The 19,369-nt window shown below is 59.3% G+C and carries 20 protein-coding genes; 9 read left to right on the forward strand and 11 right to left on the reverse strand.

All coding sequences use genetic code 11. The annotated features are described in order from the left end of the window. The first annotated feature begins 23 nt into the window (after nucleotides 1-23). The 7 genes from MPN23_RS14275 (at nucleotide 24) to MPN23_RS14305 (ending at nucleotide 7,734) form a co-directional block, all read left to right on the forward strand. The gene (locus tag MPN23_RS14275) at nucleotides 24-1,499 is read left to right on the forward strand and encodes an SLC13 family permease (RefSeq protein WP_243544874.1); all 1,476 of its coding nucleotides are present in this window, start codon (nucleotides 24-26) and stop codon (nucleotides 1,497-1,499) included. A gap of 83 nt (nucleotides 1,500-1,582) precedes the next feature. Continuing rightward, on the forward strand, nucleotides 1,583-3,010 hold the full coding sequence (locus tag MPN23_RS14280; protein WP_243544875.1) for a transferase: 1,428 nt from the start codon (nucleotides 1,583-1,585) through the stop codon (nucleotides 3,008-3,010). A gap of 56 nt (nucleotides 3,011-3,066) precedes the next feature. Then, nucleotides 3,067-4,689 (forward strand): sodium/proton antiporter NhaB, encoded by a 1,623-nt coding sequence (gene nhaB / locus MPN23_RS14285; protein ID WP_243544876.1) that lies wholly within the window; start codon nucleotides 3,067-3,069, stop codon nucleotides 4,687-4,689. Between the two features lie 72 nt (nucleotides 4,690-4,761). Further along, entirely contained in the window at nucleotides 4,762-6,489 is a 1,728-nt protein-coding gene (locus tag MPN23_RS14290) for a sensor histidine kinase (RefSeq protein ID WP_243544877.1), read from the forward strand. A 20-nt stretch (nucleotides 6,490-6,509) separates the two neighbouring features. Further along, on the forward strand, nucleotides 6,510-6,944 hold the full coding sequence (locus tag MPN23_RS14295) for a response regulator (protein WP_243544878.1): 435 nt from the start codon (nucleotides 6,510-6,512) through the stop codon (nucleotides 6,942-6,944). Beyond that, a complete protein-coding gene (locus tag MPN23_RS14300; protein ID WP_243544879.1) occupies nucleotides 6,941-7,330 on the forward strand; it encodes a response regulator in 390 nt (129 codons plus the stop codon). Before MPN23_RS14295 ends, MPN23_RS14300 begins: the two co-directional genes overlap by 4 nt. A gap of 11 nt (nucleotides 7,331-7,341) precedes the next feature. After that, nucleotides 7,342-7,734, forward strand: a complete 393-nt coding sequence (locus tag MPN23_RS14305) for a DNA-binding transcriptional response regulator (RefSeq protein WP_243544880.1) — start codon at nucleotides 7,342-7,344, stop codon at nucleotides 7,732-7,734. Nucleotides 7,735-7,760: 26 nt separating this feature from the next. On the opposite strand, the gene thpR is transcribed toward MPN23_RS14305, so the two are convergent. The 5 genes from thpR to sfsA all read right to left on the reverse strand — a co-directional run bounded on the left by thpR (nucleotide 7,761) and on the right by sfsA (nucleotide 12,486). Further along, on the reverse strand, nucleotides 7,761-8,315 hold the full coding sequence (gene thpR, locus MPN23_RS14310; RefSeq protein ID WP_243544881.1) for an RNA 2',3'-cyclic phosphodiesterase: 555 nt from the start codon (nucleotides 8,313-8,315) through the stop codon (nucleotides 7,761-7,763). A 239-nt stretch (nucleotides 8,316-8,554) separates the two neighbouring features. Beyond that, complete coding sequence (locus MPN23_RS14315; RefSeq protein WP_243544882.1) at nucleotides 8,555-8,797, reverse strand: hypothetical protein; 243 nt, start codon at nucleotides 8,795-8,797, stop codon at nucleotides 8,555-8,557. Between the two features lie 205 nt (nucleotides 8,798-9,002). After that, complete coding sequence (locus tag MPN23_RS14320; protein WP_243544883.1) at nucleotides 9,003-10,721, reverse strand: methyl-accepting chemotaxis protein; 1,719 nt, start codon at nucleotides 10,719-10,721, stop codon at nucleotides 9,003-9,005. 151 nt (nucleotides 10,722-10,872) lie between these two features. Next, nucleotides 10,873-11,751 carry a DMT family transporter gene (locus tag MPN23_RS14325; RefSeq protein ID WP_243544884.1) on the reverse strand — a complete coding sequence of 293 codons (879 nt, stop codon included), beginning with the start codon at nucleotides 11,749-11,751 and terminating at the stop codon, nucleotides 10,873-10,875. After that, entirely contained in the window at nucleotides 11,752-12,486 is a 735-nt protein-coding gene (gene sfsA, locus MPN23_RS14330; RefSeq protein ID WP_243547402.1) for a DNA/RNA nuclease SfsA, read from the reverse strand. A 230-nt stretch (nucleotides 12,487-12,716) separates the two neighbouring features. Between sfsA and serS the strand changes: the two genes are divergently transcribed. Further along, nucleotides 12,717-13,994 carry a serine--tRNA ligase gene (serS, locus tag MPN23_RS14335; RefSeq protein ID WP_243544885.1) on the forward strand — a complete coding sequence of 426 codons (1,278 nt, stop codon included), beginning with the start codon at nucleotides 12,717-12,719 and terminating at the stop codon, nucleotides 13,992-13,994. 79 nt (nucleotides 13,995-14,073) lie between these two features. Here serS and MPN23_RS14340 read toward each other — a convergent pair whose 3' ends face one another. Beyond that, complete coding sequence (locus MPN23_RS14340; protein ID WP_243544886.1) at nucleotides 14,074-14,556, reverse strand: acyl-CoA thioesterase; 483 nt, start codon at nucleotides 14,554-14,556, stop codon at nucleotides 14,074-14,076. Further along, nucleotides 14,557-14,799 (reverse strand): hypothetical protein, encoded by a 243-nt coding sequence (locus MPN23_RS14345; protein WP_243544887.1) that lies wholly within the window; start codon nucleotides 14,797-14,799, stop codon nucleotides 14,557-14,559. 174 nt (nucleotides 14,800-14,973) lie between these two features. Here MPN23_RS14345 and MPN23_RS14350 point away from each other — a divergent pair, with 174 nt between their 5' ends. After that, complete coding sequence (locus MPN23_RS14350; RefSeq protein ID WP_243544888.1) at nucleotides 14,974-15,282, forward strand: hypothetical protein; 309 nt, start codon at nucleotides 14,974-14,976, stop codon at nucleotides 15,280-15,282. 10 nt (nucleotides 15,283-15,292) lie between these two features. Here MPN23_RS14350 and dsrP read toward each other — a convergent pair whose 3' ends face one another. Genes dsrP through dsrK form a run of 4 tightly spaced genes read right to left on the reverse strand, consistent with a single transcriptional unit; the run spans nucleotide 15,293 to nucleotide 19,356 of the window. Continuing rightward, on the reverse strand, nucleotides 15,293-16,519 hold the full coding sequence (gene dsrP / locus MPN23_RS14355; protein ID WP_243544889.1) for a sulfate reduction electron transfer complex DsrMKJOP subunit DsrP: 1,227 nt from the start codon (nucleotides 16,517-16,519) through the stop codon (nucleotides 15,293-15,295). Nucleotides 16,520-16,531: 12 nt separating this feature from the next. Further along, entirely contained in the window at nucleotides 16,532-17,302 is a 771-nt protein-coding gene (gene dsrO, locus MPN23_RS14360; protein ID WP_243544890.1) for a sulfate reduction electron transfer complex DsrMKJOP subunit DsrO, read from the reverse strand. Next, nucleotides 17,302-17,685 carry a sulfate reduction electron transfer complex DsrMKJOP subunit DsrJ gene (gene dsrJ, locus MPN23_RS14365; RefSeq protein WP_243544891.1) on the reverse strand — a complete coding sequence of 128 codons (384 nt, stop codon included), beginning with the start codon at nucleotides 17,683-17,685 and terminating at the stop codon, nucleotides 17,302-17,304. Before dsrJ ends, dsrO begins: the two co-directional genes overlap by 1 nt. Beyond that, nucleotides 17,686-19,356 (reverse strand): sulfate reduction electron transfer complex DsrMKJOP subunit DsrK, encoded by a 1,671-nt coding sequence (gene dsrK / locus MPN23_RS14370; RefSeq protein WP_243544892.1) that lies wholly within the window; start codon nucleotides 19,354-19,356, stop codon nucleotides 17,686-17,688. It lies immediately after the preceding gene. Nucleotides 19,357-19,369 lie beyond the last annotated feature (13 nt).

The raw sequence follows: 19,369 nt of genomic DNA on the forward strand, positions 1-19,369 counted from the left end.
ATCCAAGACCGGAGGACGGAATAATGGGTGCGGCACAAGCCACTGCAACTTCGTTTGATTGGAAGCGCCTGCTGTTCATGCTGCTGGGCGTGGCCCTGTTTGTCATTGTCTACTATTGTCCGCCATGGCCCGACGCCATTGATCCCCAGGGGCAGCACTTTGCGCTGTCCACGGAGGCCAAGGGCGCGCTGGCCGTGTTCCTGCTCGCAGGCACATGGTGGGTTTTCGAGGTGGTGCCCATCGGCGTCACCAGCCTCATGATCGGCATCCTGCAGGTCATGTTCATGATCCGGCCCGCAAAGGTCGCGTTCAAGGATTTCATGGACCCCTCGGTCCTGTTCATCTTCGCCTCCATCATGATCGGTCTGGTCTTCACCAAGACCGGCCTGACCAAGCGGCTGGCCTACAAGATGCTCGACGTGGTGGGTGAGCGGACCAGCATGATCTATCTCGGCGTGTTCGTGGTCACGGGCCTGCTGACCCACATCATGGCCCACACGGCCGTGGCCGCCACAATTTATCCGCTGCTGCTTGCCATCTACGGCCTGTACGGCGAGGGCAAGAAGCCCACCAAGTTCGGCAAGGGCCTCTTCATTGGCATGGCCTACGTGGCGGGCGCAGGCTCCATCGTGACCCTGCTCGGCGCGGCGCGCGGCGCCGTGGCATTGGGCTTCTTCTCCGAAATCGTGCACCGCGACGTGGGCTTTTTCGAGCTGACCTACTACATGGCTCCCATCGGCTGGATCATGATCTTCCTGCTCTGGGGTTTCTTCATGATCTTCCTGAAGCCGGAAAAGGATCGCATCCCGGGCCTGCGCGAAAAGGCCCGCGAGCTGAACGCCAAGATGGGCTCCCTGACCCGCGACGAGATCATGGCCGCCATCATCGTGGGTGTCGTGATCACCATCATGAGCCTGCGCGCCTTCATTCCCGCGCTCAAGGCTGTTGACAAGACCGCCATCATCCTGTGTTCCAGCGTGTTGTTCTTCGTGTTCAAGATTCTGAATCTCAAGGATCTGGAAGAGATTCCCTGGAACATCATCCTGCTGTTCGCGGGCGCCATGTCCATCGGTTTCTGCCTGTGGGAGACCGGCGCGGCCAAGTGGATGGCCGTGAACTGGCTGGTCATGTTCCAGAACGCCAACTGGTTCGTGTTCGTCCTGTCCATCGCCTTCTTCGTCATGATCATGACCAACTTCATCATGAACGTGGCGGCAATCGCCATATCCCTGCCAGTGGCTCTGGTCATCGCGCCGTATCTCGGCGTGGCCCCGGAAGTCATCCTGTACGCCTCCCTGGTGGTTGCGGGCATGCCCTTCCTGCTGCTGGTGGGTGCGGCCCCGAACGCCATTGCCTACGACTCCGGCCAGTTCTCTACCGGCGAGTTCTTCGGCTATGGCGTACCCGCGAGCATCATGCTCATGGTCGTGGTCGGAATTGCCTGCCTCGTGATCTGGCCTATCATGGGGATGCCTGTTACTCTGCCCGTCGGTGGCTAGAGCATAGACCCTGACGACAACATGCTGCCGGGCGGCCGACCGCCCGGCAGTTCAACTGGTTTACCAGACGTATGAGGGCCCTGATGAAACAGCTTGAAGCACTCTTCGACCACATCACTTCCCGGGTGAACGTCAATCTCAAACCCATGGGTGTCGACGTCGCCCCCTACCTGAAGAACGCGGTTCCCCGCGAGCGGCACGCCCGCTACTACGCGTTCTACGCCCTGACCACGGATCATCCCATGCATTTCCGGTTTCGGAGCAGCAGTCTGTCCGGGACCTACTTTCTGGGCAAGACGTTCGTGGACCGTTCCATTCTCTACAAAAGCGACCTTCGCGGCGACGAACTCAAGGCCAAGGGCGACGAGGTGGAGTTCGAGGGCGGCAGGACGAGACTCTTTCAGGACGAGTCCTTTCTCATTTCCAACAGCTTTCTGAACAAGACCCTGGTTCACAACAACTCCAAGAATCCGCAGATCCCCGAGTATTTCCGCATCCTGAATACCGTGGCAATGCCTTGGGCCAATATACACGGCACCACGACGGAAGGCGTGTATCTCGGCCCCTTTTCCACGGTGGACCTTTCCGTGATGCACTCCTGCGTTGTCGGGGATTTCGCCTATGTGCAGGCGGGCGACCTGTCCCGGGAGACCATCGAGCCGGGCCGCGTGTGGATCAAGTACGACGGCCTGTTCGAATTCGACTACGTGTACCCGGCCGGCGTGGTGGAGAAGTACGTGTCTCTGGACGGGAACGGACGGCTGTCCGGCGAGTTCTCGGACTATCTGGACGAGCGCAAGGAGGATTTCGTTCCCATCTATTCCTCTGTCGTGCCCGATGCCATGGAAAACGTGCCGGACGACGCCTTCGTGTCGCTCTATGCCGTGATCAAGGGCGACTGTGCCGTGGGGCACAACGCCCTTGTGGCCCAGCGCGCACACATCGAGAACTCCCGACTCGGGGACGGGGCCAATGCCCAGGAGAACTGCTACATCCTGAATTCCCGGTACGACGGCATGGACGTGACCGCCCACGGCGGCAAGGTCATCCACACCCATCTGGGCATCAAGGTCTTCGTGGGCTTCAACTCGTTCCTGCGCGGTTCCGAGAACGCGGAAATCACCGTGGGAACCAATTCCATCGTCATGCCGCACACCATCATTGACGCGGAGGAGCCCATTCACGTACCTGACAATTCCCTTGTCTGGGGATATGTCACTCGACAGGCGGACCTTGACACGCAGTGCATTTCGCTGGATGAGTTCGCCAAAGCCAAGGTATTGAGCCTTGGCAACATGCGTTTTCAGGGCGACGGCGCTGCGTTCGTACGGGCCTTCAAGCACCGTATCGACCACATTTTGGAGGAAAACGGCGCATACTACGATGGTTCCGAAGAAACCAAAGGGCATGCGCAGAAGACTCAGAAGGTGTCCTTCAACATCCTTCAGCCCTTTCAGTCCGGGGACGCGACCGGGATGTACCCCACCATGACAATCGGCGACAACGCTTAAAGGAAGCGTTGCCCAACCGGCTGCTGTATGACCTGTTTTTGAGGAGATTCTGGAAAATGTCACAAACGTTGGGCCAAGCATTTGGCAAGAACTTCCTCGGCTCCGCGCCGGGATGGTACAAGAAGGCAATTCTTGTCTTTCTGATTCTGAACCCCATACTGCTCTACACCGTGGGCTCCTTCATCACCGGATGGGTGCTCATTGCGGAATTCATCTTCACTCTGGCCATGGCGCTCAAATGCTACCCGTTGCCCGCGGGCGGTCTGCTGGCCATCGAGGCCGTTGCTCTGGGCATGGCCAGCCCGGAGACCGTGTATCACGAAGCCCTGAATAATTTTGAAGTCATCCTGCTTCTGATCTTCATGGTTGCAGGCATCCACTTCATGAAGGACTTCCTCCAGTTCACCTTTACCCGCATTCTGGTCCGGGTTCGCTCCAAGATCTTGATCTCGCTGCTGTTCTGCCTTGCCGGAGCCGTGCTGTCCGCGTTTCTGGACGCCTTGACCGTGACCGCAGTGATCATTGCCGTGGCCTACGGCTTCTACAATGTCTATCACCGCTTTGCGTCCGGCTCCGGTGCGAGCGGCGCGCATGACCTCTGCAACGATCAGGCCGTCAAGGAAAAGGATCGGGCCGACTTGCTGCAGTTTCGTGCATTTTTACGCAACCTGATGATGCACGGCGCCGTGGGCACGGCCCTTGGCGGCGTGTGCACGCTGGTGGGTGAGCCCCAGAATCTGCTCATCGGTTCGGAAATGGGCTGGCACTTCGTGCCGTTTTTTCTGGAAGTGGCCCCCATCTCCCTGCCCGTGCTGGCTGTTGGCTTGCTGACCTGCATCTGCGTGGAGCAGTTCCACCTGTTCACCTACGGTGCGAAAATGCCCGGCAACATCCGGTCCTATCTGCTGGAAACCGCCATCGAGATGGAAAGCAAGCGCGGCATGCAGGGCAAGGCCAAGCTCGTGGTTCAGGCTCTGACCGGCGTCTGGCTGGTGCTGGCTCTGGCCTTCCATCTGGCCGCAGTGGGCATCATCGGTCTGTCCGTGATCGTCATCCTGACCGCGCTGACCGGCGTGACCGAGGAACATCAGCTCGGCAAGGCGTTTGAAGAGGCTCTGCCGTTCACCGCTCTGCTGGTGGTGTTCTTCTCCATCGTGGGCGTGATCCACGAACAGCATCTGTTCAAGCCGGTCATCGACTTCGTGCTCAGCCTGCAGGGTCAGGTGCAGCTTGCGGCCTACTACATGGCCAACGGCATTCTCTCCATGATTTCGGACAACGTGTTCGTGGCCACGGTGTACATCTCCGAGACCAAGATGCACTTTGTTCAGGCCATGAACGCCATTCCGAACATCGGCATGACCGGTCAGGAACTCATGGACAAGCTGACCGATCCGCATCTGAACCGTGCCGACGTGCTGGCCCAGCTGCCTGCCGCCGCTGCTGCGCAGGCCGACCAGCTCATCCATCATCTGGACAAGCTGGCCGTGGCCATCAACACGGGCACGAACATCCCGAGCGTGGCCACGCCGAACGGTCAGGCCGCGTTCCTGTTCCTGCTCACCTCGGCTCTGGCTCCGGTGATCCGACTGTCCTACGGCCGCATGGTGGTGCTGGCTCTGCCCTACACCATCACGATGTCGTTGACCGGTCTGGCCGCCACATACTACCTGTTGTAGCAGGAAAAAACGCATTCACGTTCCGGGGCCCCGAGCGGGCCCCGGAATTCGCAACCCGCCCGGGGGAACCGCATGACCGAAACAACCAGGCGCACCGCCACAGGGCGGGAGCAGGGAGACGCGAAAAGGGAGGACCGCAAGATCAACCTCGGCCAGAGGATGATGTTCATGTCCATTTTCGTGTCCCTGGGCGCACTGTTCATCGGCACATGGGTTCTCTACTACTTCTACCACACCTCCTACACGGAAAAGACCGCGGACTACCTCAAGGCGTTCGTGGAACGCCATGCCCGGGACATCGACACCTATCTCACGGCCCGGGTGCGCAACATCAAGATGGAAACCGCCATCTATTCCGTGGACCAGTTTCGCGAATCCGGCGCGCTTCGGACCAAGCTCGACAAGCTCCAGTCCGTGTATCCCGGCGTGTTCGACGACCTCGGTCTGATCGACCCCGGGGGAACGCAGGTGGCCTATGCCGGACCGTACAAGCTGGTCGAGGCCAATTACGCCACTGCGGACTGGTTCCGGCAGGCCGTGGAGCGGGAAAATTTCGTCAGCGACGTGTTTCTGGGCATCCGTCGCATTCCGCATTTCATCGTCACCTCGCGCATCTCGGCGGACGGCAAACCCTGGCTGCTCCGCGCCACAGTGAATTTCACGGCCTTCAACCAGCTGGTCAAGGCCATCCATGTCGGGGAAACCGGGGCGGCCTTCATCATCAATCGCAAGGGGGAGTTCCAGACCGAACGGCGGAGCGACATTGCGGTTGAACCCGCGGTCCTCTCCCTGCTCGCCAAGGATCGCCAGCCCGGTTTCAACGCCCGCTACGTGGAGCACGAGGGCGGCGATGGCGAGGATGACTATGTTTTCGTGTCCGCGCCCCTCAAGGGCGGGGACTGGATTCTCGTGTTTCAGCAGTCCAAGAACGACGCACTGGTCAACCTGTACAACGCCCGGTTCATTGCCATTGCCATTTCCCTGCTCGGCACATTGGGCATCGTGTTCACCGTGGTGGTGCTGTCCAACCGCATGCAGCGCACCATAGTGCAGGCCGAGGAGACGCAGGAGGTCATGGAAAAGCAGATGGTGGAGACCGGCAAGCTGGCCGCCATCGGCGAACTGGCCGCAGGCATTGCGCACGAGATCAACAACCCCGTGGCCATCATGGTCGAAAGCGCGGGGTGGTGTCAGGACCTCATGAAGTTCCGCGACTTCACCGAGGAAAAGAACGTGAAGGAGATCGAGGAATCCCTGACCGAGATCGTGCTTCAGGGGCGGCGGTGCAAGGACATCACGCACAAGCTGCTCAGTTTTGCCCGGCGCACCGATCCGCGTACCAGCCCGGTGGACCTGTACGACCTGCTCACGGAGATCATTTCCCTGAGCGTGCAGAAGGCCCGGCTCGGCAATATTCGTATAGACAAGGAATTCGACGAGGGATTGCCCAAGGTCACGGCGTCGCCCACGGAGTTGCAGCAGGTCGTCCTGAATCTGCTCAACAACGCCATCGACGCCACGCATGTCGACCATGGCCATATCGTTGTGCGCGCTCATGCCGAGGCGGACAGCGTGGTCATCGACGTGCAGGACAACGGCGACGGCATTCCCCCGGCCAATCTGGCAAGAATTTTCGAACCCTTCTACACGACAAAGCCCGTAGGCAAGGGGACTGGCCTCGGGCTCGCCATCTGCTTTGGCGTGGTCAACAAGATGGGGGGCGAAATAACCGTGGAGAGCGAACTGAACGTGGGAACCACGTTTCATGTCCGCATTCCCGTAACCCCTAAAGAAGACTAACCCGTACTATGGGAGGCGTTATGAAGATCGCAAAGGTACTGCTGGTTGATGACGAGACGAGTTTCCTGAGCATCATGGAAAAACGGCTTGCTTCCCGGGAGTTGGATGTGACCACTGCGGAAAGCGGCCCCGAGGCCCTGGACGCCCTGACCAATGATGACGAGATCGACGTGGTGATCCTCGACGTGAAGATGCCCGGCATGGACGGGCTTCAGACCCTCAAGGAAATCCGCACCAATCATCCCCTTGCCGAGGTGGTCATGCTCACCGGGCACGGCACCATCGAATCCGCCATAGAAGGCATGAAGCAGGGCGCCTTCGACTACCTGCTCAAGCCCTGCGACATAGACCAGCTCATCGCCGTGGTGCGCGGAGCCAAGGAAAAGAAGGAACGGCACGAGGAAAAGATCATTCAGGCCCAGATGAAGGAAATCACCACAAGGTATTCCGGATGACCCGAACCGTTGACGAGAAATCACCCGTCAGGGTGCTCATTGTTGACGACGAAGTTTCCTATGCCGCCGCACTGTCCAAACGGTTGACGGTGCGCGGCATGGAAACCACCAAGGTCAACAGCGGCCGTCGTGCGCTCCAGATTCTGCGCGAGATGGATTTCGACGTGGTGCTGCTGGACCTCAAGATGGAGGACGTGGACGGTCTGGAAACCCTCAAGGTCATCAAGATCATGGCCCCGAATCTTCAGGTCATCATTCTCACCGGACACGGGGGCGAGGCCGAGGCCAGCCTGTGCCTGCAACTGGGCGCGTTCGACTATCTGGTCAAGCCCTGCGAACTGGAAGCCGTGCTCAAGAGCATTGCCAGAGCGGTCGAGGGCGACTGATCGTGCGCGGAATGTCCAGCCGTTTTTGCGTGGCCGACGTTCCTGCGCAAACGGGCCGCGTCCTGTTCGTGGATGATGAGTGGCACTCCCTGTCCATTCTGGCCAAGCGGCTTGGTGTGCGCGGTCTGGACGTGTCCGTGGTGCATGGACTCGGAGAGGGCGTGGATGCGGTCACGGCCACGGATTTCGACGTGGTGGTGCTGAACACCAATGCCTGGAGCAGGGAGCATGAACAGGCCGTGATGACCATGGAGGTGCGCATGCCCGGATGGTCGCGGCTGATCATCCTTCTTGCGACCCTGCCTCGCGACTGCGCCCGGGCTCGGGCGTTTCTGAACGATCACGACTGCCTGCTCAAACCCGTGGACGCGCTTGCGCTCATGGATCACATCGAAAATCCCTGACCATACATTGGCTCGGGGATTTCTTCTCAATACAACGGATAGGTCTGCAACGGCGTGTGTACCGCGCCCTGCGGCGTGAGGTCGGATTTCCAGAGCACGAATTCCGTGACCTGGAATGCGGGCCATGCGCTGTTGGCGCAGGTGAACACGCTGCCTTCCCAATCATCCTCGCGCAGCCGTTTGACCCGTCCCAAGGTCAGATGGGGGGAAAAATCGCGGCTGTCGCGCTCGATGCCCAGAGGCGCGAGCGCGTCTTCCACCTGTCCGGCCAGTTCGCGGCATTCCAAGGCTCCCTTGCGTACGCCCTTCCAGAGTACGCGGGGCCGTTTTCTGTCCGGGAAACAGCCGCATCCTCCGGCCTGAAACAGGAATTTGCCGAACTGCACGTCGGACAGGGCCTGTTGCACCCCGGGCACGTCGGGTTTCGGGATTTCACCAATGAACTTGAGGGTGAGGTGCCATGTTTCGGGTCTGGTCCAGGCCATGGCGGACTTGAGGCCGCACCCGAGCATGTCGGACAGGGACTTGAGTTTCTTCCGGTATTCCTCGGGCATGGGGATGCCGACAAAGCAGCGGATCATGGGTGATCTCCGGTTGAAGGGCAGGGCGGATGTTTTTTGTGGTTTCAGTACACCTTTTTCGCGCCTTGGACAAACAGGTGAAGAGGCGCGGGGCGACAGGACTGATCGGCGATCGACCGGAAAAACGAAAAGCGGCCCCGGGATTTCATGTCTCGGTGTGCAGCTCCCAAAGGCTTCTTCTTCGTAATTACTGTGACCTTGTTTTAGTCTCTGAAGTATTTTTTGATGTTCATAAGATTTTATCCATAATACCAATCCTCATCCGTTAACTCTGGGATTATATCTGCTAAAGAGTTGTTCTCTGCCCACTCCACGGTTTGTCTCCATCGGATGGCTTTTTCATAGTCATCTGAATATGCCCACCCCGCAAGAATAAGCGGAATAGGAGGCCTTTCTCCTTCTCCACCTTTTCGCTCCCATGCAATATTGAGTTTTTGATGAATTTTATGCCAAACCATTGCTTTTGGACAGATAGCTTTCACGTCTCACCTCCACAGAAATTTGTATCCTATGTATTCCATTTATGGGGATGTGTGCAAGGATAGGCAACCAAGGTGTTCAATTTACAGAAATGACCGGGAAATGGTGGTGTTGAGTGGAAGGGGGTAGTTTCAGTGCATATTGAACACAATCCGAAAAAAAGCGGCCCCGGGATAAGGAATCCCGGGGCCGTTGAGGTTTGATGGGCTAGAAGCGTTCGAAGTCGTCATCATCGCCGGACATGTCGAGGTCCATGCCGTTGCCCGGAGGATTGGCCTTGGGCTTGGGAGCTGCGGCCAGCGCCTTGGGCTTTTGCGGCTTTGTCGTGACTCTGGGGCCCGAAGTGGGCTTGTGGCCTGCCGAGCCGCCGCTGGAGACGCGGAAGAAGCTGATCTCGCGCTGGAGTTCGATGGCCTGTGCAGACAGGGTCTCGGAGGTGGAGGCCACTTCCTCGGATGCGGCCGCGTTCTGCTGCACCACCTGATCCAGTTCCTGGATGGCCTTGTTGATCTGCTCGGCCCCGGAGTTCTGTTCCGTGGTGGCCGCCGCGATTTCCTGCACCAGTTCCGCAGTCTTCTTGATGTCCGGGACCATGCGGGTCAGCATTTCCCCGGCTTCCTCGGCAACCTGCACGCTGGAGGCGGAGAGCTCGCTGATCTCGCCTGCTGCCGTGGCGCTGTGCTCGGCCAGCTTGCGGACTTCCGCGGCCACGACCGCAAAGCCCTTGCCGTGTTCGCCTGCACGCGCTGCCTCGATGGCCGCGTTCAGGGCGAGCAGGTTGGTCTGGCGGGCGATGTCTTCCACGATGGTAATGCGTTCCGCGATCTTCTTCATGGATTCCACGGTCCCGGCAACGGCCGAGCCGCCCTTTTCCGCATCCTGCGCAGCCTGGAGCGCGATGCCTTCCGTGGTGCGGGCATTGTCCGCGTTCTGGGTGATGTTGGAGGTCATTTCCTCCATGCTGGAGGCCACTTCCTCAAGCGCGGCAGCCTGCTGGGTCGCGCCCTGGGACAGGCTGTCCGAGGAGGCGGAGAGTTCCTCGCCGCCTGCGGCCACGCTGTCGCTGCCGGACTGGACGTTCAGGACCACGTCGCGCAGACGGGTCATCATGTCGTCCATGGCGTTGGAGAGCTGGGCCAGTTCGTCCTTGTGGGTATCGTTCAGGGAATGGCGCAGATCGCCGGTAGCCATGGTCTTGGTGAAGTCCACGCACCGGAACAGCGGCTTGGTGATGCTGCCTGCGATGACCCATGCGACGGGCACGACAAACAGGGCCAGAAGCGCGAGGATACCCAGCCCGATCCACATGATCAGGGAATTGGTGAAGTCGGTGAAGGTCTTCTGAATGGCGATCCGTCTAGCCTCTATCACATCAATATAGATTCCCGTGGCCACAAAATAGTCGGTGCCGGGGATCTTCATCGCATATGCCTGCTTGGGCGAAGGCTGCTGTTCGCCGGGCTTGGGAAACCAGTAGGTCACGAATCCGCCGCCGTTCTGGGCCTTGTCCACCATGTCCCTGATGTAGGCATTGCCCTTCACGTCCTTGGAGTTCATGTTGTTCTGACCAATGCGCTCCGGCCGGATGGGATGGGCAACGGCCGTACCGGACATGTCATAGGCGAAGTAGTAACCATCTTCACCAAACCGCACCTTGAGCAGTTCTTCCTGCACCACAGGTTGCGGGTCCAGTCCCTTGGCCTTGGCCTTTTCCACGGCATCACCCAGCTTCGTGGCCAAGGATTGCACCGCAAACTTGAGAGTACGTTCAAAGCCGATCTTCATGGCTTCCGTGGCATCTTCAACTCCTTGCTCTGCAAGGGAATTCAATCCCACTGTAAAGGCCCCGCTGGCAAGCAGCGTGGACAGTATCAACAGTACAATCAGAAACAATATTCTGATCTTGATTCCAAAATTCCGCAGCATGGCTTTCCCCTCCTTGGTATACAGTGAGTTCACCGTGCCGTTTTCTCATCCTCAACTGTTACATATCTACTGCGGAGAAAAAAGTACATTGCTGAAACCATTATAATAATGGCTTCTGATTTTGGCAGAACGATTGTTCTAAAGAAGTTGGCTATGTCGTTTGTGCTTTGTTGCGTTTGCTTTTGCTGCGACATGAGCCCAGATATATCCCGACAAGTGCCAGCATGGCACCAATTCCTTCGGTCACGCTGACGGTCTTGCCGAAGAACAGCACGTCCCAGATGTAGGAAAGGGTGGGTTGGAGCAGGAGTATGAGGCCTACCAGCGATGTGCTGACGTGCTGCATGCCCCGGGTGATGAGAAACCAGCCCACGGTGTGGCAGCCCAGCGCCAATGCCAGAATCGAGGCAAGAGCCTTGCCGTCCGGGATCACGAAGGATTCCCCGTGGATCAGCATGTTGACTCCGGCCAGCATTCCGGCACACAGGGCCATGCTTGCGGCAACCGCAATCGGGTTGTGGTGCCGGGTGCGGGTTACGGTGTATTGCAGGCTGAGCAGATAAAAGGAATAGGCCGTGGCGCTGGCCAGACCGAACAGCACGCCGGTGCGGTATGTTTCCGTGAACTGGGCCCAGCCCGCGCCGACCATGAGATAGAGCCCGATCAGGGCGAGAGCCATGGAGGCCAGAAAGGTTGGCCTGACTTTTTCCCCCAGAAGGAGCACGGACACGGCTGACAGCACGATGACCTGAAAGTTGGTCAGCATGGTGGCCATGCCCGGCCCGACGAACAGGATGCTTCTGTGCCAGCAGAACAGGTCTGCGGCAAAGCACGCGGCAATGCCCAGCGACCAGAGCCAGATGTTTGAACGCAGTCGGGATATCTCCCCCTGTCGCCAGAGCAGGATCACGAGTCCGAGTCCGCCGATGACAAGCCTGTAAAACGCGCTTGCGTCCGGGCCGACTCCGGCAAGACGCACGAAAACCGCCGCGAAACTGATGATCACGGCGCCAATGATGAGACCGGTCATTTATTCCTTCACCACATCAAGTCTTTGACCAAGGGCAATGCCCGAGTCCGTTATTTCGGCCACGAAAGGCCATGCCTCGACCCCGGTGTTCAGGGCCTCGTAAAACAGGCGGGCGTATTCCTCGTCCACGAAATCCGCTGGTCCGAAACAATGTGCGTCGTTGCGCTGGATCAGCAGGAACAGGGCAACGCGCGCTCCGGTCCGAGCCAGAGTCATGAGTTCGTGCAGATGCTTCTGTCCCCGGACCGTGACCGCGTCCGGAAATCGGGCCACATCGTCTTCCACCAGCGTGACGTTCTTGCATTCGACCCACAGGTCCGGGCCGTCACTGGTCAGATGCGCGTCCAATCGACTGTCGCCGATTTTCGCTTCGGGCTGGAATGTGGCATATCCGCGCAGTTCCGGGATGGCGCCGGTTTCCCATGCCCGCTTGAGCATCCGGTTCGGAGTCAGGGTGTTCACGCCCACGAGCGTGTCGTGAAACGCAAGGGCCTCCAGAGTCCATTTGAGCTTGCGTGCGGGGTTGGATGCGGGCGAGAGCAGGGCGCGGCTGCCGGGCCTGAGCAGGCCGGACATGGCCCCGGTATTGTTGGTGTGCGCAAGCACGGTCTGCATGCCGTCCGGTCCGTCCACGCGGCATTCCACGGTGAACCGCTTGTGGCGGGCCACGAAGATCGCGTTCAGACAGCCGGAAGGGTAGGGTATCCGGCAGGCAGCCGGATCATGCACGGGCATTGGTTCCTCCAGTCCGGCGAGTTGCCGGACAGGAAGCTCATAGGCAATTTCCCTTCCGTAATCCAGCAATTCCCGCATGGTTTTTCAGCGTGCCGCAACGTGGTACGGAAGCGTGGAGATTGCGTGATTTCGGGATTCCCGAGGATTTTGCGGCCGGGCCCCGGCCTCGGACTTTATATCCGTGGCGACTTGGTGTACGTGAAGAGCCATTGCCTGCAAGGAGTACATGAATGCTTGATCTGAAATTGATGCAAAAGGACCCGGCGGTAGTCCGGGAGGCCCTGAAGAAACGCAATTCGTCCATTGATGTGGACGAGTTCACCAGGCTGGACGCCCGGCGCAAGGAACTCATTGCCGAGGGCGAGCAGCTCAAGTCCGAGCGCAACAAGGTCGGCCCGGAGATTGCCCGGCGCAAGCGTGAAAAGCAGGACGCATCCGACCTGCTGGAGCGCATGGCCGAGGTTTCCGCCCGCGTCAAGGAACTGGACGGCGAGCTTTCCGCCGTGGAGGCCAGCGAACAGGAATGGATGATGGCCGTTCCCAACATCCCCCATGATTCCGTACCCCTTGGCAAGTCCGAAGAGGACAACCCGGAAGTCCGGCGTTGGGGCGAGCCCGCAGCATTCGATTTCGAGCCCCGGGAGCACTGGGATCTCGGCACCGAACTGGGCGGTCTGGATTTCGAACGCGCGGCCAAGCTGGCCGGTTCCCGTTTTTCCGTGAGCTATGGCTGGTGCGCCCGTCTGGAACGCGCTCTTGCCCAGCTCATGCTGGATACGCACACCGCGCACCACGGCTATACCGAGGTGATTCCGCCCTTCATGGTCAATCGCAAGACCATGACCGGCACGGGCCAGCTTCCCAAGTTCGAGGAAGACCTGTTCAAGCTGGAGAACTGGGACTATTTCATGATTCCCACGGCCGAAGTCCCGCTGACCAACCTGTTTGCGGACGAGGTGATCGACGGTTCCCTGCTGCCGGTCAAGTTCTGTGCCCAGACTCCGTGCTTCCGTTCCGAGGCCGGTTCCTACGGCAAGGACACCAAGGGACTGATCCGTCTGCACCAGTTCTACAAGGTGGAAATGGTCAATTTCGTGCATCCGGACAAGTCCTACGAGGCTCTGGAGGACATGACCTCGGCTGCCGAGCGCATTCTTCAGCTCCTGAAGCTGCCGTACCGCGTGATCACCCTGTGTTCCGGGGATATCGGCTTCAGCGCGGCCAAGACCTACGACATCGAGGTCTGGGTGCCGGGCCAGAACACCTATCGGGAAATTTCGTCCTGCTCCAACTGCGAGGATTTTCAGGCCCGCCGCGCCAATATCCGGTTCAGCGAGTCTGGTTCGAAGAAGAAGCCCTACGTGCACACCCTGAACGGTTCCGGCCTTGCCGTGGGCCGCTGTCTGGTGGCCGTGATGGAAAACTACCAGCAGAAGGACGGCTCCATCGTGATTCCCGAGGCCCTGAAGCCCTACATGGGCGGTCTCGAAGTGGTGGAACCCAAGTAGCTGTCGGTTGAAACGATCATGAAAAAAAGGCTCGGACGAAATTGTCCGGGCCTTTTTCTTTTATTTCGAAGGGATAGTTTCAGGCAGAGGCGTTTTCCCTTGCGCGTTCCTGCTGGCGCACGGTGCGACGCATCTCGGCTTCCTTGTAGCGGCGGCGCGAGGTCTCGTCCGTGGTTTCCAGCGGCGGAACCGGGGCTGGCCTGCCGTTTTCGTCCAGACTGACAAAGGTCAGATACGCGGAATTGGTGTGCCGGACCTCGCCGGTCATGAGGTCTTCGGCTTCCACGCGTACTCCGATTTCCATGCTGGTGCGGCCCACGTGGTTCAGGCTGGCCTTGAATATGAGCAGTTCGCCCACATAGGCGGGCTGCTGAAAGGCCATGCGGTCGATGGACACGGTGACGGCATTGGTGCGGCAGTGGCGTTTGGCCACCACGCCCCCGGCAATGTCGATATGCTTGAGAATGACTCCGCCGTGCAGGTTGCCCGCAGGATTCGTATCCTGGGGCAGCACGAGATGGGTCATGACCACTTCGGATTCCCTGGCGGTTTTGGGCTTCATCTATTCTTCCTTGTTTTTGCCATATTCCACGCGCGCTTCCCACACGAGCAGCCCCACCTTGCGGCCCAGATCGGCCTGACGCGTCTTGAGCAGGGCTTCTGCCGCCTCCCGGTTGCCGCCGGATTTGAGCATGGTGGCGGACTCCAGATCGCGCAAATATTTTTCACATTCCCGGATAACCCCGGACAGATCCAGAGTTTCCAACTCTTTCGGAACTCGAACGGACTTGACCTTGCGACTCATTGCCCACCTCCGAAAGTTTTCGGGTTGTCTTTCATTCTGATGACAGACCGTTGCTTCACGTGTCAAGCAGGGTATTGCGGCATCGAAAAAAGCATGGAATATTCCAGGCACCCCTTTTCATCGACGGCAGCACGTTTTTCCTGACGCATCACCTTCGGACACTCGGGCGGCAACATGACTTCATTCTGTGAACACGGCACGGCCTCGTCCGGAATGGCCATGGAGTTCGCCGCAGCGGTCCAGCATGTGCTCGTGCTGTATACGGGCATCGTGCTGGTGTCGGTCATGCTGACCGACCTGTATCGCATCCCGGCCGGAGAAACCCACAACATCCTGTTCTTCACGACCATGTGCGGCCGCCATCGGCACCCTGATGCAGGTGGTGCGCATCGGGCGGTTCGGATTGGGGCGGGTTGCCGAAGACAGAAAAAGGCCCGCTCGGTTGAGCGGGCCTTTGGATTTGCCTTGTACCTATCGAGGTGACGGTAAGCAGCTAGGCTTCGGCCTTTTCAGCCGTGCAGTCGCATTCGTCGTCGGTGGAGCAGCCGCAGGGCAGGGCCTGGGCTTCGTTGAGCTCTTCCTTGACGTCGGTGGCAATCTTGAACAGCACGGTCACGATCAGGGCGCCGATGGCGTAGACCATCATGGAGACCATGAGTTCCTTGCCGGTGGGCCAGTACGGGGTGATGGTGCCGAACGGATTCGGGTTGAAACCGCCGATGAGCAGGCCAAGGCCCTTGTCCAGCCAGGTGGCCACGATCAGCATGGCGAGCGCCCAGGGCAGGATCTTCTGATTTTCACGCCAGCGGGGCGGAATCAGCAGGATCAGGCAGACAGTGGCCAGAATGAGGAAGGCCCACATGAAGGGAACCATTTCAGTGTGTCCATGCTCGCCTGCGAACAGGTACACGATGGAGTGCATGTGGCCCGGCATGTTGGAGTAGAAGGCGGTGAAGAATTCCAGGGCCAGGAAGAACATGTTCACGCACATGGCGTAGATGATGATCTTGACCAGAGTCTTCACGGCATCCTTGGGCATCTGGAAGTTGGTGAACTTCTCGGTTGCCTTCATGACGAGCAGCAGGATCGCGGGACCGGAGCAGAACGCGCTGGCCAGGAAGCGGGCAGCCAGAATGGCGGTGAGCCAGTAGTGGCGGCCGGGCAGGCCCTGGTACAGGAATGCGGTCACGGTGTGGATGGAGAAGGCCCAGATGATGGAGATGTAGATGAAGGGCTTCAGCCAGCCGGGATGCTTCATGTGCGCGCGATCGCGGGACAGGCAGGTCCAGCCGATGAGCAGGTTCAGGAACAGGTAGCCGCACAGCACGGTCATGTCCCAGAACAGGATGGAATTCGGCGTGGGGTGCAGAACCACATTGAGCATGCGGCTGGGCTGCCCCACGTCCACGGCGACGAACAGCATGCACATGACGCACGCTGCAATGGCCATGAATTCGCCGAAGATGACCATGTTCTTGTTTTTTTCGTAGTTATGGAAGTAGTGGGGCAGCACGATCATGACGCCGGAGGCGGCAAGACCGACCAGATACGTCAACTGGGAGATGTAGAAACCCCAGGAAACGTCCCTGCTCAGGCCCGTGATCTTCATGCCGACCATGAGCTGGTTGATCCAGACTGCGGCTCCAAGGCCGATGACCACCAGCAGGAAGGCTATCCAGCCGTAGTATCTCGGAGATCCTTTCAAGGCTCTTTCAAGCATTCTCGCCTCCCCTTAGATGATGTAGTACACGCTCGGCTCGGTGCCGGCAGTGGGTTTGCGGCGAATGGTGAACCGCTCGCGCAGCACCTGACGGACCGAAGAATCGGGATCGTTGAGATCGCCGAACACGATGGCGCCGTTGCTGGCATCCACACAGGCGGGCATCTTGCCGACCGCGAGGCGTTCCACACAGAAGTTGCACTTCTCGACAACACCGCGCATGCGGGTGGGGAACTCGGGATTCAGGGCTTCAAGGTCCAGATGTTCCCGGGGTTCGCCCCAGTTGAAGGAACGGGAGCCGTAGGGGCAACCCGCCATGCAGTAGCGGCAACCGATGCAGCGATGGTAGTCCATGGCCACGATGCCGTCCGGGCGCTTGAACGTGGCCTTGGTCGGGCACACGCGAACGCACGGGGGTTCGTCGCAGTGGTTGCACAGCAGGGCGTATCTCCGTTCCTTGACCGTGTCGTCGAGGTGCGGGTTGAGCTGCTCGGGGAAGGCCTGCTCGTAGGGGGCGGTCCATATCCACTTGACGTTCTGATTGCCCGGAATGTCCGGCACGTTGTGGATGGAGTGGCACGCCTTGATGAGCGGAGCGAAGTCTTCGTCCGTATTGATCTTGGTGGTGTCGATGACCATGGCCCAGCGCTTGGCGTGGGCCGAGTCCTTGTTCACCTTGACCGGGGAGTGACCGCCCGAGGCAAGGGTGGCTTTCGGGGCGACGGCCAGTCCGGCAGCGGCCAGACCGGCAATCTTGATGAAGGTACGTCTGTTGTTCTTCATTATTTCAACCCCTCCGGCTGAATGTGGCAATCCCAGCAATAGGGGGACACACCGGCATCATCATGACACTTGTCGCAGAACTCGGCCTTGTTGTTGTGGCACTTCATGCAGGTGTTCTGCAGGCTGATGGTGATTTCCTTGCCAGCGTGGTTGATGTACGTCCTCTTGCCGTCGCGCAATGCCCAGTCGCGCCAGTCGTTCAGGAGCTGCATGTGCTCGCGGCGCATGAACTCCGTGGACTCGATGCACTGCTTTTCACCCACGGGCAGCTTGAGTTCCGGCTGCTTGTAGGTTTTGGCCTTTCCCACGACAAAGGGGGAAAGCAGCAGCGCAAAGAAGACGACCAGGCCGGCGACAATCGCGGCTCCATACTGCATCTTCATTTACGCATCCTCCATGTTCGGGGGAGTCCAGTTGTCATCCTCATCCTCGAACCCGGGCAGGGGCTCCTGCCGGAGGTCCATGGTGCGCTCCTCGCCTTCCTCGAAGACAAGGGCGTTGCCCACGAGTTCGTGCACGCCGGCGATGGTGACGCCCGGAGCCCAGTAGTCGGCCAGAGGCACCAGAGTGGCGCGGTCGATGGCGCAGATGCAGGCCATGACGTTGACGTTGTTCTTGTCCTGAACGTACCGGAGCGCGTTGCCGCGAGGCAGGCCGCCGCGCAGACGGATTTCCATGATCTCTTCGGTGTTCAGGCCGGAACCGCCCGCACAGCAGAAGGTTTCCTCGCGAGTGGTACCGCGGGGCATTTCAACGTAATTGTTGCAGACCGCCTTGAGCACGTAGCGCGGCTCCTCGAGCAGACCCATGGCGCGGGCCGGGTTGCAGGAGTCGTGGAAGGTGACCGTGAGATGGTCGTTGCGGCTCGGGTCGAGGCGCAGCTTGTCGTGCTTGATGAGGTCGGCCGTGAATTCGGTGATGTGCACCATCTTGGTGGCTGCGGAGTTTTCGAAGACCGTGCCGGTGATCGGGCTTTTCGGCGTGGTCATCTGGGAACCCTGCAGGTTGCCGTTCATGGTGTCCATGTACTGGTTGATCACGCGCCACATGTGGCCGCACTCGCCGCCCAGAATCCATTTGCAGCCCAGACGGTTGGTTTCGGCGTACATCTTGGCGTTCAGCTTCTTCATGGCCTCGGAGTTGGTGAAGAGGCCGAAGTTGCCGCCCTCGGAGGCGTACGTGGACATGGTGTAGTCCAGGTCGAGGTAGTCGAAGAGCATCAGGTAGCCCATGAAGGTGTAGATGCCCGGATCGGCGAACACGTCGCCCGAGGGGGTGATGAAGATGATCTCGTGGCCCTTTTCATTGAGCGGGGCCTTGACCTTGCGACCCGTGACTTCCTCGATGTCGTCCACCATGAAGTCCACGATGTCCTTGAAGGCGTGGGGCTGGATGCCGAGGTGGTTGCCGGTCATGTTGCAGTTGGAGACGGGCTCCATGATCCAGTTGATGTTCAGACCGACCAGATGCATGAGCTCGCGGGCCATCATGGTGATTTCCGCGGTGTCGATGCCGTAGGGGCAGAACAGGGAACAGCGGCGGCATTCCGTGCACTGGTAGAAGTAGATGAACCACTCCTTGAGCACGTCTTCGGTCATCACGCGGGAGCCGGTCAGCTTGGACAGGATCTTGCCTGCCAGCGTGAATTCGCCGCGGTAGATGGACCGCATCAGCTCGGCGCGGAGAACGGGCATGTTCTTGGGATCGCCGGAACCGATGAAGAAGTGACATTTGTCGGCGCAGGCGCCGCAACGCACACAGATGTCCATGAAGACCTGGAGGGAGCGGTACTTGTGCAACCGTTCCCGGAAACCGTTCATCACGATTTCCTTCCAGTTCGGGGGCAGCTTCCAGTCGGCCTGATCCGGTGACCATTCGCGGGGGTTGCCGAACACGCCGGGAATCTTGTCCATCATGTACTGGACTTTTTCGACCTTGCCCGGGTAGCACCAGTGGCCCGGCGAGAAATCCACCGGAGTCTCCATCCACCCGGTCGCGGGCGGATTATAGTCTATGCTCTTGAAGAGCTCATCAGCTTTTGGGATGTCGGACATATCCTATCTCTCC

It is taken from the genome of Pseudodesulfovibrio tunisiensis (genome assembly GCF_022809775.1).
GTDB lineage: Bacteria > Desulfobacterota > Desulfovibrionia > Desulfovibrionales > Desulfovibrionaceae > Pseudodesulfovibrio > Pseudodesulfovibrio tunisiensis.